This window comes from Streptomyces sp. NPDC047706 (genome assembly GCF_043204795.1).
In the GTDB taxonomy this organism is placed as follows: Bacteria; Actinomycetota; Actinomycetes; order Streptomycetales; family Streptomycetaceae; genus Streptomyces.
This window is the reverse complement of sequence record NZ_JBIDCW010000031.1, coordinates 58,400-71,042: the sequence shown is the minus strand read 5'-3', so window position 1 is coordinate 71,042 and position 12,643 is coordinate 58,400. Positions and strand designations below refer to the sequence as shown.

Below are 12,643 nucleotides of genomic sequence, written 5' to 3'. Positions count from 1 at the left end.
GACGCGCGCCCCCGCGCCTTCCCGCACAGCCCGTGACGGACGGTTCCTTCTCCGTGAGCCGGGCACGATCACCTTCCGGGGCCCTCTTCCGGTGCCGACGCGCCGGGAAGTGCCGGGAGTGCCGGATTCGTACGGCAGACTGGGGCGCGAGGAACGAGGCGAAGGATGGGTATGCCGATCACACCTGCCACCGCGACGGACAGCTCGTCGAACGGCACCGCGGAAGCGATCCTGCTGGAACTGGTCGACGAGAACGGCCGGACGATCGGTACCGCGGAGAAGCTCGCCGCCCACCAGCCACCGGGCCGGCTGCACCGGGCGTTCTCGGTGTTCCTGTTCGACGAGTACGGCCGGATGCTGCTCCAGCAGCGGGCGCTGGGCAAGTACCACTCCCCCGGTGTCTGGTCCAACACCTGCTGCGGCCACCCCTATCCCGGTGAGGCCCCGTTCGCGGCGGCGGCCCGCCGGACGTACGAGGAGCTCGGCGTCTCCCCGTCCCTGCTCGCCGAGGCGGGCACCGTGCGCTACAACCACCCGGACCCCGCCTCGGGCCTGGTGGAGCAGGAGTACAACCACCTCTTCGTCGGACTGGTGCAGGCACCGCTGCGGCCGGACGCCCAGGAGGTGCACGCCACGGCCTTCGTCACCCCGTCCGAGCTGGCCGAGCGGCACGCAAAGGACACTTTCTCGGCCTGGTTCACGACGGTGCTGGACGCGGCCCGTCCCGCGATCAGGGAGCTGACCGGTCCGTCCGAGGGCTGGTGAGTCTCAGAGCAGCCGGGCGGGGGCCAGCGGCAGGGCGGCCCAGATCACCTTGCCGCCGCTCGCGGTGTGCTCGACGTCGCACACCCCGCCCGTCTCGCGGGTGACCTCCCGCACCAGCAGCAGGCCACGGCCGCCGGTCCGGCCGTGGTCGGTCTCCAGGGCGGTCGGGCGATAGGGGTGGTTGTCCTCCACGGACACACGCACCCACTCGGCGCCGACGGCGACCTCCACGGCGAGCATCGGGGAGAGCACCGCCGCATGCCGTACGGCGTTCGTGACCAGCTCGGAGACGATCAGCAGCAGTCCGTGGACGACGTCGTCCGAGACCGGCACCCGCTGACGCCGCAGCAGGTCCCGGACGGCGTGCCGGGCCTGCGGGACCGAGGCGTCGACTGCGGGAGCGGTGAACCGCCATACGCCCTCGTAGGGCAGTGGATCGCGCGTCCTCGGCTCGACGGGAGCGTCTGTGCCGCCTTCGGGGCGTGGGGCGGGCCCGCGCCCGTGGTCGTCCATGGTCCGGTCGCCACCCTTGTGCTCGATTGTCACCACACGTCGAGTGTTGGTACCGCACCGGTCCCCGCCGGAGAACTGAACAGAAGTCAGCGACTATCGAACGCTTCTGACCGCCTGCGTATGACCCCGTCAGATGTGGGACTGGATCCTGTCCCACCGGTGCCGACTTTCCGAACTATTCGGCTTGTACGGGTTTCGTGGTGTCCCCCGGGGACCCCTCACCGCCTCCGCCGGCCTCCTCCACCATGCCGACGATCCGGCGCCCGCCGAAGCCGGTGGCGATCAGGCCCAGGCCGTCGAAGAGCAGGGCCAGCGAGAAGAAGGTGCCGATGACGTACTGGCTGCTGCTCGGCCAGGAGGCCAGCACCAGGACACCCAGCAACAGGTCGAAGGCGCCCAGGAGCAGCGTCCAGCCGAACTGCGGGCCGCGCACCACCAGGCCGCCGACCAGCCGGAAGAGCCCGGCGGCGAGGAAGAGCAGCGCGGCGAACATCGCCAGGGCGTCGGCGGCCGCGTCGGGGCTCCTCAGCACCACGACACCCGCCGCGATGTTCAGGGCGGCGACGATCGCCGCGAGCCAGAAGAAGTTGCTGCCGCGTCCCTCGATGGCGTGCAGCAGGCCGACCACGCCGCCGATCAGCAGCAGCCAGCCGAACAGCAGCATGGACGTCAGGGTGGCCACGCCGGTGTAGACGAGCCCGACCAGACCGGCGATCACCAGCAGCACGCCCAGAGCGACCAGCCGGCCGAAGCCACGCCGGAGTTTCGCCTTCTCGTCCTTCGCGCCTGCGGCCATCGCGACCGCCTCCTCTCAGGGTCCCCTCGTCGATCGTACGGAGCGGGCGTACGGCTAGCATCCGCCCTATGGAGCCCCAGCTGCTGCACGAGGTCGCCGACTCGGTCGCCACCGTGGTCATCGCCCATCCGGCCAAGCGGAACGCCATGACGGCCGCGATGTGGCGGGCGCTGCCCGAGCTGCTGGACGCCCTGGCGGACGACCCGGGGGTGCGGGCGCTGGTGCTGACGGGTGAGGGCAGCACGTTCTGCGCGGGCGCCGACATCTCCACGCTGCGGGACTCGCCCGCCGAGGCACAGGGGCTGGCCGGCCTGGCCGAGGAGGCGCTCGCGGCGTTTCCGAAGCCGACGCTGGCGGCTGTCCGCGGGCACTGCGTGGGCGGCGGGGCGCAGCTCGCGGCGGCGTGCGACCTGCGGTTCGCGGAGGACGGCGCGCTGTTCGGGGTGACACCGGCGAAGCTGGGGATCGTCTACCCGGCCTCCGCGACGCGGCGGCTGGTGTCGCTGGTCGGTCCGGCCACCACCAAGTACCTGCTGTACTCGGGCGAGTTGATCGGCACCGATCGCGCGCTGCGCAGCGGGCTCGTCGACGAGGTGCTGCCCGAGGGTGAACTCGGCAAGAGGGTCTCCGAGTTCACCCGGATCCTGGCGTCCCGCTCGCAGCTGACACAGGCCGCGGCGAAGGAGTTCGCCGACGGGCGCGCCGACCGGGACGCCCACTGGGCGGAGCTGGCGCGCGGCAACGCCGACACCGCGGAGGGCGTCGCCGCCTTCCTGGAGCGCCGGCCGCCGCACTTCACCTGGACCCCGTCAGGCTGACGCGGCCTGCGCCCGGAACATCTCGACGAGGTGCGCGGGCGCCTTCAGCGGGGAGCCCGCGTCGTAGGGCGGCTGAGGGTCGTACTCCGTCATCAGCTGGACGGCCTGGGCGTGTTCGTCGCCTGCGATCCTGCCGAGCAGCGTCAGCCCCATGTCGATGCCCGAGGAGACACCTGCGGCGGTGACGTACTTGCCGTCGAGGACGACCCGCTCGGCCGTGGGCTCCACGCCGAAGGGCCTCAGTTCCTCCAGGGTCAGCCAGTGGGAGGTAGCCCGGCGGCCCCGGAGGAGTCCGGCGGCGGCCAGGATCAGGGAGCCGGTGCACACGGACGTCGTCCAGGTGGTGCCCGTGTCGGCGGCGCGCAGCCAGTCCAGCAGGGCGCCGTTCGCCGTCTGCGGAGCCTGGTCGGGACCACCGGGGACCACCACGATGTCGGGACGCGGCACCTCGGCCAGGGTCCGGTCGGCCATCAGGGCGAGGTTGCCGGTGTCGGTGCGCACGGGGCCGGTGCGTTCGGCCACGAAGACGGTCTCCGTGTCCGGGAGCCGGCCGAGGGTCTCGTAGGGGCCCACGGCGTCCAGGGCGGTGAACCCGTCGTAGAGGACGATGGCGATCTGCATCGATGGTCCCTTCCTTCATGGGGTGAGCGGGTGGGTGGCGCCCGTGCGGCTCGTGGTCAAGGGGCCGGTGAGGGACGGAAGCGGCGGCGGTACTCCGCCGGTCCGGTGCCGAGTGCCTTCAGGAAGGCGCGGCGCATGGCCTCGGGCGTGCCGTAGCCGCCGGCACGGGAGATCTCCTCGATTCCGTCGGCCGTGTCCTCCAGCAGACGGCGGGCGTGTTCGAGCCGGACCCGGTCGACGTAGCGGCCCGGGGTCGTGCCGGTCTCGGCGCGGAAGGCTCGGGCGAAGTGGCGCGGGGAGAGCCGCGCGCGGGCGGCGAGCGCCTGCACGGTCAGGTCGTCGGCGGGGTGCTCGGTGATCCACCGCTGGACCTCGCGCAACGGCTCGCGGGAAGCGGTCTGCGCGGCGAGCTGCGCGCTGAACTGGGCCTGGTTCCCGGGGCGGCGCAGGAAGACCACGAGATGACGGGCGATGGTGAGGGCGGCCTCCCGGCCGAGGTCCTCCTCGACCAGGGCCAGCGCGAGATCGATGCCGGCGGTGACACCGGCGGAGGTGGCGACGTGCCCGTCCCGGACGTAGATCGGGTCGGGGTCGACCTCGACGGCCGGATGGTCCCGGGCGAGCTTGTCGCAGAACAGCCAGTGGGTCGTCGCGCGGCGGCCGTCCAGCAGACCCGCCGCGGCGAGCAGGAGGGACCCGGTGCACACGGACACCAGGCGGGCAGCGGTCGGCCCGTGCGCGCGCAGCCAGTCGGTCAGACGCGGCTGCGGCAGGCGGGTGCCCTCGCCGCCGGGGACGACCAGGGTGTGCGGCTCGGGTGCACCGCCGAGAGACCCGTCCGGTACGAGGGTCAGCCCGCTGGAGGTGCGGACCGGGGCGCCGTCCGGGGAGGCGGTACGGATGCGGTACGTCCCCGGCGTGTGGTGCTCGGCGCCCGCGAAGACCTCCACGGGGCCGGTGACGTCGAGGCTCTGCACGCCGTCGAAGAGGACGAACAGAACGGTTCGTTGCTCCATAAAGGCGATTCTTCGCCTGCCCGGGGTGCGGCCGCAATGACGAGCTCCCCACCTTTCCTGCCATCACCTTGATCGGCATGGGCGGCCGAGGACGAGGTACTCGGCAGGCGAAGGACGAGTACCACCAACGAAAGGGGAACGACGTGTTCCGTGCCATCGCGGATGTTCTGCGCCAGATCGGCGGTGCCGTCGCCACGGTCGTGACGCTGCCGTTCCGGGCCGTCGCCCGCCTCCTCGGCGGAGCCTCCGGGTCCGGCCGGCGTGGTGCGCGCCGGGTCTGAGAACCGCCGCCCCGCCACTTCCCGCCCTGGTCCCCTCTTGTCGGTGCCACCTGCCACAATTGCCGCGCAACCCGAAGTGGAGAAGGCGGTACGGGAACGTGACGACACCCCTCGCAGGGTCCATCGAAGGCAGGATCGCCGAGGAACTCGGCGTACGGGAGCGGCAGGTCAAGGCTGCCGTGGAGCTGCTCGACGGCGGTTCGACGGTGCCCTTCGTCGCCCGCTACCGCAAGGAAGCGACCGAGATGCTCGACGACGCGCAGCTGCGCACGATCGAGGAGCGGCTGCGCTACCTGCGGGAGCTCGAGGAGCGGCGCACGGCGATCCTCGAGTCGGTGCGCGAGCAGGGCAAGCTCACCGACGAGCTGAAGGCGCAGATCCGGGGCGCGGAGACCAAGGCGCGCCTGGAGGACATCTACCTGCCGTTCAAACCCAAGCGGCGTACGAAGGCGCAGATCGCCCGTGAGGCCGGTCTGGAGCCGCTGGCCGAGGGGCTCCTCGGTGATCCGTCCGTCGAGCCCCTCGCGGCGGCGGCCGCGTTCGTCGACGCCGGCAAGGGCGTGGCCGACCCGCAGGCGGCCCTGGACGGCGCCCGGGCGATCCTCACCGAGCGGTTCTCGGAGGACGCCGACCTCATCGGCGAGCTGCGTGAGCGCATGTGGGTGCGGGGGCGGCTGGCCGCGAAGGTGCGGGAGGGCAAGGAGGAGGCGGGCGCCAAGTTCGCTGACTACTTCGACTTCGCCGAGCCGTTCACGGAGCTGCCCTCGCACCGGATCCTCGCGATGCTGCGCGGCGAGAAGGAGGAGGTCCTCGACCTCGTCCTGGAGCCGGAGGAGCCGGTCGAGGGGCCCTCGTCGTACGAGGGGATCATCGCCGGCAGGTTCGGTATCGCGGACCGCGGGCGTCCCGGCGACAAGTGGCTGAAGGACACCGTCCGCTGGGCCTGGCGGACCCGGGTCCTGGTCCACCTCGGCATCGACCTCCGGCTGCGGCTGCGCACGGCGGCCGAGGACGAGGCGGTCGGCGTGTTCGCGGCGAACCTGCGGGACCTGCTCCTCGCCGCTCCGGCGGGCACGCGCGCCACGCTGGGCCTGGACCCCGGATTCCGTACGGGTGTGAAGGTCGCCGTCGTGGACGCCACCGGCAAGGTGGTCACCACCGACGTCATCTACCCGCACGTCCCGGCCAACAAGTGGGACGAGGCGATCGCGAAGCTGGCCCGGCTCGCCAAGGAGCACGCGGTCGAGCTGGTCGCGATCGGCAACGGCACGGCGTCCCGCGAGACCGACAAGCTCGCCGGTGAACTGATCGGCAGGCACCCGGAGCTGAGGCTCACCAAGGTGATGGTGTCCGAGGCGGGCGCGTCCGTGTACTCGGCCTCCGCCTTCGCCTCGCAGGAACTGCCCGACATGGACGTGTCGCTGCGCGGCGCGGTGTCCATCGCGCGCCGGCTCCAGGACCCGCTCGCCGAGCTGGTGAAGATCGACCCGAAGTCGATCGGGGTCGGCCAGTACCAGCACGACCTGTCCGAGGTGAAACTGTCGCGCTCGCTGGACGCGGTGGTCGAGGACTGTGTGAACGGCGTCGGTGTCGACGTCAACACCGCGTCCGCGCCGCTGCTCTCGCGGGTGTCGGGCATCTCCTCCGGGCTCGCGGAGAACATCGTGGCCCACCGGGACGCCAACGGGCCGTTCACCTCGCGCTCCGAGCTGAAGAAGGTGGCGCGGCTCGGGCCCAAGGCGTACGAGCAGTGCGCCGGCTTCCTGCGCATCCGGGGCGGGACCGACCCGCTGGACGCGTCCAGCGTGCACCCCGAGGCGTACCCCGTGGTGCGGCGGATGGTGAAGACCACCGGCCAGGAGGTGGCCGCGCTGATCGGCAACACGGGTGTGCTGCGGTCGCTGAGGCCGCAGGACTTCGTGGACGAGACCTTCGGTCTGCCGACGGTCGGCGACATCCTCAAGGAGCTGGAGAAGCCGGGGCGTGACCCGCGCCCGGCGTTCAGGACGGCCACGTTCAAGGAAGGCGTCGAGAAGCTCGGCGACCTTCAGCCGGGCATGGTCCTGGAGGGCGTGGTCACCAACGTGGCCGCGTTCGGGGCGTTCGTCGACGTCGGCGTCCACCAGGACGGTCTGGTGCATGTGTCCGCGATGTCGAGGACGTTCGTCAAGGATCCGCGGGATGTCGTCAAGCCGGGCGACATCGTGAAGGTGAAGGTCCTCGACGTCGACATTCCGCGCAAGCGGATCTCCCTCACCCTGCGCCTCGACGACGAGGCCGCGCCCCAGGAGCGGGGTTCCGGCGAACGCCGCCAGCCGCGGGGCGGGCGGCCGCCGCAGCAGCGGCAGGGCGGTCGCGGCGGTGGCGGTGGCCAGGGCGGCGGTGCCCGCCAGGCACCGGCTCCGGCCAACAGCGCGATGGCCGACGCCCTGCGCCGCGCGGGCCTGCTCGACCCGAAGCGGGGCGGGCGGGGCTGAGGTTGTCCCCCATGGTGCGGCCCGGACGTTTCGCGGATGCGAGGTCCGGGCCTCTGCCGTGGTGCGCGTCGGGCGGTCGCCGCGCAGTGGCCTGTGTCGTGGCGGGGCGTCCGCCGGCGCCTTGCCCATAGAGTGGCGACATGACCACTTCGCGTGCGGTGACCTGGGACGTTATGGCGAGCCACGGGTACGAGACCGCCTGGGTCGTGTTCGACGGGCGGACGCTGCGGGCGCGGGGGCGGGCGGTGGGGACCGATCCGGAGCCGTACTGGGTGTGGTACGAACTCGACACCGGGGACGGGTACGTGACCCGGCTGCTGCGGGTGACCACCGAGACTCCCGAGGTGACGCGGACGCTCGAGCTGCGGCACGACGGGCGGGGCGGATGGACCGCCGACGGCGAGCCGCTGCCGGAGGTGCACGGGGCACTCGACTGCGACCTCGGCCTGTGTCCCCTGACCAACACCATGCCGGTGCTGCGGCACGGCCTGCACCGGGCGGCCGGTGAACGGGAGTTCCTGATGGCCTGGGTGTCGGTGCCCGACCTGGCCGTGCGGCCCTCGGTGCAGACCTATACGCACCTCGGCGGCGCGGACGGCGGTGGGCGGGTGCGCTACGCGTCGGGGGACTTCCGCAGCGATCTCGACCTCGACGCGGACGGCCTCGTCGTCGACTATCCGGAGCTGGCGACGCGGCTCACCCCTCGTTAGCGTTCGGTCACCTTGCCGTCCGCGATCTCCAGCCGGCGGCTGACGTGGACCGCGTCGAGCATGCGGCGGTCGTGGGTGACCAGCAGCAGGGTGCCGGTGTAGGCGTCGAGGGCCGACTCCAGCTGCTCGATGGCGGGCAGGTCGAGGTGGTTGGTCGGCTCGTCGAGGACCAGCAGGTTGACGCCCCGGCCCTGGAGGAGGGCGAGTGCGGCGCGGGTGCGCTCGCCGGGCGAGAGGGTGGCCGCCGGACGCAGGACATGGTCCGACTTCAGGCCGAACTTGGCCAGGAGCGTGCGTACTTCGACCGGTTCGGTATCGGCAACCGCCTGGTGGAACGCGTCGAGCAGGGTCTCCGGACCGTGGAACAGCTTGCGGGCCTGGTCGACCTCGCCGACCAGCACGCCGGAGCCCAGCGCGGCGTGCCCGGCGTCGAGCGCCACCCGGCCGAGCAGCGCCCCGAGGAGCGTCGACTTGCCCGCTCCGTTGGCGCCGGTGACCGCGACCCGGTCCGCCCAGTCGATCTGGAGGGACACCGGGCCGAGCGTGAAGTCGCCCCGGCGGACCTCGGCGTCGCGCAGGGTCGCCACGACCGCGCCGGAGCGCGGTGCCGAGGCGATCTCCATGCGCAGCTCCCACTCCTTGCGGGGCTCCTCGACCACGTCCAGCCGTTCGATCATGCGCTGGGTCTGCCGGGCCTTCGCGGCCTGCTTCTCGCTGGCCTCGCTGCGGAACTTGCGGCCGATCTTGTCGTTGTCGTTGCCCGCCTTGCGCCGGGCGTTCTTCACGCCCTTGTCCATCCAGGACCGCTGCATCTGCGCCCGGTCCTGCAGGGCCGCCTTCTTGTCGGCGTACTCCTCGAACTCCTCGCGCGCGTGCCGGCGGGCCAGGTCGCGCTCCTCCAGGTAGGCCGCGTAGCCGCCGCCGTACAGGTTGATCTGCTGCTGGGCGAGGTCGAGTTCGAGGACCTTGGTGACGGTGCGGGTGAGGAACTCGCGGTCGTGGCTGACGACGACCGTGCCGGCGCGCAGGCCGCCGACGAAGCGTTCGAGGCGCTCCAGGCCGTCGAGGTCGAGGTCGTTGGTGGGCTCGTCGAGAAGGAAGACGTCGTAGCGGGAGAGCAGCAGTGAGGCGAGGCCGGCGCGGGCGGCCTGGCCGCCGGACAGGGAGGTCATGGGCTGGTCCAGGCCGACGGCGAGGCCGAGCGAGTCGGCGACCTCCTCGGCGCGCTCGTCGAGGTCGGCGCCGCCGAGGCCGAGCCAGCGCTCCAGAGCGGTGGCGTAGGCGTCGTCCGCGCCGGGCGCCCCGTCGACCAGCGCCTGGGTGGCGGCGTCCATGGCGCGCTGGGCCTCGGCGACGCCGGTGCGGCGGGCCAGGAACTCCCGTACCGTCTCGCCCGGCCGCCGCTCCGGTTCCTGCGGCAGGTGCCCGACGGTGGCGGTGGCCGGGGACAGGCGCAGCTGACCCTGCTCCGGGGTGTCGAGCCCGGCGAGCATCCGCAGCAGCGTGGACTTCCCGGCGCCGTTGGCTCCGACCAGCCCGATCACGTCGCCGGGCGCGACGACCAGGTCGAGGCCGGTGAAGAGCGCGCGGTCGCCGTGGCCGGCGGCGAGGTTCTTGGCGACGAGGGTGGCAGTCATCAGACCGCCGATTCTAGGGCCCTGTCCGACACATCTCGTCGTCGCCCGCAGGGCGGCGGGAGGGGGTGAGGTGGGACGGGAGCGCGTGCGTGGCGCCGTCCGGCGGACGGGAACTGCCGGACAGGCACGGCCGGCCCCCGGGCAGGCCGCCGGCCGCCTCGGCCCCTCAGCGTGCCCTCGCCGTCACCAGCACACTTCCCGCCGTCCTGGCCACCACGTACGACTCGCCCCGCGCGGCCTTCGCATCGAGCGGGATACGGTGCGGGCCCGGTTCGAGCAGGCCGTCGAAGACCTCGTGGACGTGGGTGCGGGAGAGCCGGTCGCGGCGGTACACGGTGAGCCGGACCCGGCACGCGGACGTGACCTCGACGCCCGCCTCACCGCCGGCCGCGACCAGGCGGGTGAGGCGGCGCTGCTCGGCCGGGCCGCGGCCGAGGGCGTGCTCGATCTGGGCGACGAGCAGCGGGACGATCGGGGCGAGTCCGTCGGCGTAGACCCCCGCGACCCCGGCGCGCTCGAAGGCCCCGCGTACCGCCGCCCGCTCCGCCTCGCCGGTGCCCGGGCCGAAGATGACGGCTCCGTAGCCGCGCAGTTCGTCGGCGGGGACACCGTCGGCGTCGCGGGTGATGTCGGCGCCGACGCCGACGGTGCGCAGGGCGGCGGCGAGCTTGGCGAGCAGGGGCGACGCGGGCGCCGATCAGCAGGACGCGACGGCGGCCGCCGGGGCCTTCGGAGTCCAGCAGGGAGTTCAGCGCCGTGCGGTATGCGTCGCCGCGGAAGCGGAACGGGCCGATTCCCCGGTAGCCGTTCAGCTCCAGGTCGGCCTGGTCGGCGGTCTGCCAGGCGAAGTCCCGCCACACGTAGTCGTCGCCGGCCCGCTCGATCACCGCGGTCACCGCGCCGCACCCGAGGTCGGCGCGCGGCCCTGCGGCCGGAGGTCGCCGGGGCGCGGGTGCTGGAGCACCGGGTGGGGCTGCGGCCGGTGCGCGACGCCGTGCGCCTGGAGCGCGAACCACTGCCGGGCGGGCGGGTGCTGGTGCACAACTACGGTCACGGAGGTGCGGGCGTGACCGTCGCGTGGGCGTGCGCGGAGAAGGCTGCGCGGCTGGCCGCCCCCTCCTGACGCGGGGACCCGGCGTGGGTCAGTGCGCGCGGAGAAGGCGGCGCGGCTGGCCGCCCCCTCCTGACGCGGGGACCCGGCGTGGGTCAGTGCGCGCGGAGGAGGCGGCACGGCTGGCCGCCCCCTCCTGACGTGGGCACCCGGCGTGGGTCAGTGCTTGCCGATCGGGTCGCCCTCCACGTCCGGGCCGCGGCCCGGTCCGATGCGCAGGGCGAACTCGCCGTCGTACTTCTTGTGGCCCTCGATGACGGCCAGTTCGACCGCCTCCGAGCCCATCTGGTTGCGGACGATGACCGGGTCGCGGCGCAGGTCGCGCATGAGCGCGACACACATGAAGATCATCACGACGACGAACGGGGCCGCCGCGAGGATCGTCAGGTTCTGCAGACCGGTCAGCGCGTCGCCCTCACCGCTGCCGACGAGCAGCATGATGGCGGCGACCGCCCCGGTGACCACGCCCCAGAACACCACGACCAGGCGGGACGGTTCGAGCGCGCCCTTCTGTGACAGGGTGCCCATGACGATCGACGCGGCGTCGGCACCGGAGACGAAGAAGATGCCGACGAGGATCATCACCAGCAGGCTGGTGACCGTGGCGACGGGGAACTCCCGCAGCACGGCGAAGAGCTGGCCCTCGGGAGTGGACTCGTCGGCGAGCCGCCCCTGCTGCTGCATCTTCATCGCCGAGCCGCCGAAGACGGCGAACCAGACCAGGCTGACCGAGCTGGGCACGAGGATGACACCGCCGATGAACTGCCGGATGGTGCGGCCCCGGCTGATACGGGCGATGAACATGCCGACGAACGGCGTCCAGGAGATCCACCAGGCCCAGTAGAAGACGGTCCAGCTGCCCAGCCAGTCCGCGACGCCCTCGCCGCCGCTCGCCTCGGTGCGGCCCGCGAGCTGCGGCAGGTCACCGAGGTAGGAGAAGACCGAGGTGGGCAGCAGGTCGAGGACGACGACCGTGGGACCCGCGACGAACACGAACAGGGCAAGCGCCAGCGCCAGCACCATGTTCGTGTTGGAAAGCCACTGGATGCCCTTCTCCACACCCGAGACGGCGGAGGCGACGAACGCCAGGGTCAGCACCGCGATGATCGTGACGAGCAGCCCGGTGCTCACCTCGTCCATCCAGTCCAGCTCCTGCACCCCGGAGCCGATCTGCAGCGCGCCGAGCCCCAGCGAGGCGGCGGAGCCGAAGACCGTCGCGACGATCGCCAGGATGTCGATGACCCGGCCCGCGGTGCCGTTCGCGTGTCTCCTGCCGATGAGCGGGGTGAAGACGGCGCTTATCGTCTGACGGCGGCGCCTGCGGAAGGTGCTGTAGGCGATGGCGAGACCGACCACGGCGTAGATCGCCCACGGGTGGAGCGTCCAGTGGAACAGGGTGGTGGCCATGGCCGTCTCCATGCGCTGACCGGAGTCGGCCGGGGACGTGCCCGGCGGCGGCGTGCCGTAGTGCGCCAGCGGCTCGCTCACGCCGTAGAACATCAGGCCGATGCCCATGCCCGCGCTGAACATCATGGCGACCCATGACACCGTGCGGAACTCCGGCTCCTCGCCCTCGGCGCCGAGGTGGATCCGCCCGTAACGGCTGGCCGCGAGCCAGAGCGCGAACACGACGAACCCCGAGGCGGCCAGCATGAACGCCCAGCCACCGTTGTGGATCAGGCCGCTGAGCATGCCGCTGGAGACGCTCTCCAGGGAGTCCGTCGCGGCCGCGCCCCAGACCACGAAGGCCAGTGTGAGCACGGCTGTGACCCCGAACACGATCCGGTCGGTCCGGGGCCGTCCCCTCCCGGGGAGACCCGCCTCCGATCCCGGCAGTGCGTCACCTGCCAGGCGGTCGTGGTCGCGTGGTCGGTCATTCGTCACGGGCGGCACCTTTC

At 72.5% G+C, this 12,643-nt stretch carries 11 protein-coding genes and 2 pseudogenes; 6 read left to right on the top strand and 7 right to left on the bottom strand.

Annotation, left to right across the window (positions count from 1 at the left end; translation table 11 throughout):
- Window positions 1-171 precede the first annotated feature (171 nt).
- Window positions 172-765, top strand: a complete 594-nt coding sequence (idi, locus tag ACGF8A_RS29795; protein WP_393113309.1) for an isopentenyl-diphosphate Delta-isomerase — start codon at window positions 172-174, stop codon at window positions 763-765.
- A 3-nt stretch (window positions 766-768) separates the two neighbouring features.
- On the opposite strand, the gene ACGF8A_RS29790 is transcribed toward idi, so the two are convergent.
- A complete protein-coding gene (locus ACGF8A_RS29790) occupies window positions 769-1,278 on the bottom strand; it encodes an ATP-binding protein (RefSeq protein ID WP_393113332.1) in 510 nt (169 codons plus the stop codon).
- Between the two features lie 175 nt (window positions 1,279-1,453).
- Window positions 1,454-2,074 (bottom strand): HdeD family acid-resistance protein, encoded by a 621-nt coding sequence (locus tag ACGF8A_RS29785; protein WP_393113308.1) that lies wholly within the window; start codon window positions 2,072-2,074, stop codon window positions 1,454-1,456.
- Between the two features lie 68 nt (window positions 2,075-2,142).
- On the opposite strand from ACGF8A_RS29785, the gene ACGF8A_RS29780 reads away from it, so the two are divergent.
- The gene (locus ACGF8A_RS29780) at window positions 2,143-2,892 is read left to right on the top strand and encodes an enoyl-CoA hydratase/isomerase family protein (protein WP_393113307.1); all 750 of its coding nucleotides are present in this window, start codon (window positions 2,143-2,145) and stop codon (window positions 2,890-2,892) included.
- Here ACGF8A_RS29780 and ACGF8A_RS29775 read toward each other — a convergent pair.
- Complete coding sequence (locus ACGF8A_RS29775) at window positions 2,884-3,513, bottom strand: DJ-1/PfpI family protein (protein ID WP_393113306.1); 630 nt, start codon at window positions 3,511-3,513, stop codon at window positions 2,884-2,886. The genes ACGF8A_RS29780 and ACGF8A_RS29775 overlap by 9 nt on opposite strands.
- Before the next feature lie 56 nt (window positions 3,514-3,569).
- Window positions 3,570-4,529, bottom strand: a complete 960-nt coding sequence (locus ACGF8A_RS29770; protein ID WP_393113305.1) for a GlxA family transcriptional regulator — start codon at window positions 4,527-4,529, stop codon at window positions 3,570-3,572.
- A gap of 143 nt (window positions 4,530-4,672) precedes the next feature.
- Between ACGF8A_RS29770 and ACGF8A_RS29765 the strand changes: the two genes are divergently transcribed.
- From ACGF8A_RS29765 to ACGF8A_RS29755, 3 genes are all read left to right on the top strand, one after another.
- Window positions 4,673-4,810 (top strand): LPFR motif small protein, encoded by a 138-nt coding sequence (locus tag ACGF8A_RS29765; protein WP_218512358.1) that lies wholly within the window; start codon window positions 4,673-4,675, stop codon window positions 4,808-4,810.
- Between the two features lie 98 nt (window positions 4,811-4,908).
- Window positions 4,909-7,287 carry a Tex family protein gene (locus tag ACGF8A_RS29760; RefSeq protein ID WP_393113304.1) on the top strand — a complete coding sequence of 793 codons (2,379 nt, stop codon included), beginning with the start codon at window positions 4,909-4,911 and terminating at the stop codon, window positions 7,285-7,287.
- Between the two features lie 140 nt (window positions 7,288-7,427).
- A complete protein-coding gene (locus ACGF8A_RS29755; protein WP_393113303.1) occupies window positions 7,428-7,997 on the top strand; it encodes a putative glycolipid-binding domain-containing protein in 570 nt (189 codons plus the stop codon).
- Here the strand turns inward: ACGF8A_RS29755 and ACGF8A_RS29750 are convergent.
- Window positions 7,994-9,634, bottom strand: coding sequence for an ABC-F family ATP-binding cassette domain-containing protein (locus ACGF8A_RS29750; RefSeq protein WP_393113302.1), 1,641 nt, complete (start codon window positions 9,632-9,634; stop codon window positions 7,994-7,996). The two genes, ACGF8A_RS29755 and ACGF8A_RS29750, sit on opposite strands and share 4 nt — an antisense overlap.
- A 166-nt stretch (window positions 9,635-9,800) precedes the next feature.
- A pseudogene (locus ACGF8A_RS29745) lies at window positions 9,801-10,557 on the bottom strand (oxidoreductase); the annotation flags it as partial.
- Here ACGF8A_RS29745 and ACGF8A_RS29740 point away from each other — a divergent pair.
- Window positions 10,548-10,757, top strand: a pseudogene (locus ACGF8A_RS29740) (FAD-dependent oxidoreductase); the annotation flags it as partial. The pseudogenes ACGF8A_RS29745 and ACGF8A_RS29740 sit on opposite strands and share 10 nt — an antisense overlap.
- A 147-nt stretch (window positions 10,758-10,904) precedes the next feature.
- On the opposite strand, the gene ACGF8A_RS29735 reads toward ACGF8A_RS29740, so the two are convergent.
- Complete coding sequence (locus ACGF8A_RS29735) at window positions 10,905-12,629, bottom strand: BCCT family transporter (protein WP_393113301.1); 1,725 nt, start codon at window positions 12,627-12,629, stop codon at window positions 10,905-10,907.
- Window positions 12,630-12,643: the final 14 nt, after the last annotated feature.

Bases quoted from the DNA above. Each gene is read 5' to 3' on its own strand.
- ACGF8A_RS29775 (WP_393113306.1), bottom strand. From the start codon at position 3,513: ATGCAGATCGCCATCGTCCTCTACGACGGGTTCACCGCCCTGGACGCC.
- ACGF8A_RS29770 (WP_393113305.1), bottom strand. From the start codon at position 4,529: ATGGAGCAACGAACCGTTCTGTTCGTCCTCTTCGACGGCGTGCAGAGC.
- ACGF8A_RS29755 (WP_393113303.1), top strand. From the start codon at position 7,428: ATGACCACTTCGCGTGCGGTGACCTGGGACGTTATGGCGAGCCACGGG.
- ACGF8A_RS29750 (WP_393113302.1), bottom strand. From the start codon at position 9,634: ATGACTGCCACCCTCGTCGCCAAGAACCTCGCCGCCGGCCACGGCGAC.
- idi (WP_393113309.1), top strand. From the start codon at position 172: ATGCCGATCACACCTGCCACCGCGACGGACAGCTCGTCGAACGGCACC.
- ACGF8A_RS29790 (WP_393113332.1), bottom strand. From the start codon at position 1,278: ATGGACGACCACGGGCGCGGGCCCGCCCCACGCCCCGAAGGCGGCACA.
- ACGF8A_RS29780 (WP_393113307.1), top strand. From the start codon at position 2,143: ATGGAGCCCCAGCTGCTGCACGAGGTCGCCGACTCGGTCGCCACCGTG.
- ACGF8A_RS29785 (WP_393113308.1), bottom strand. From the start codon at position 2,074: ATGGCCGCAGGCGCGAAGGACGAGAAGGCGAAACTCCGGCGTGGCTTC.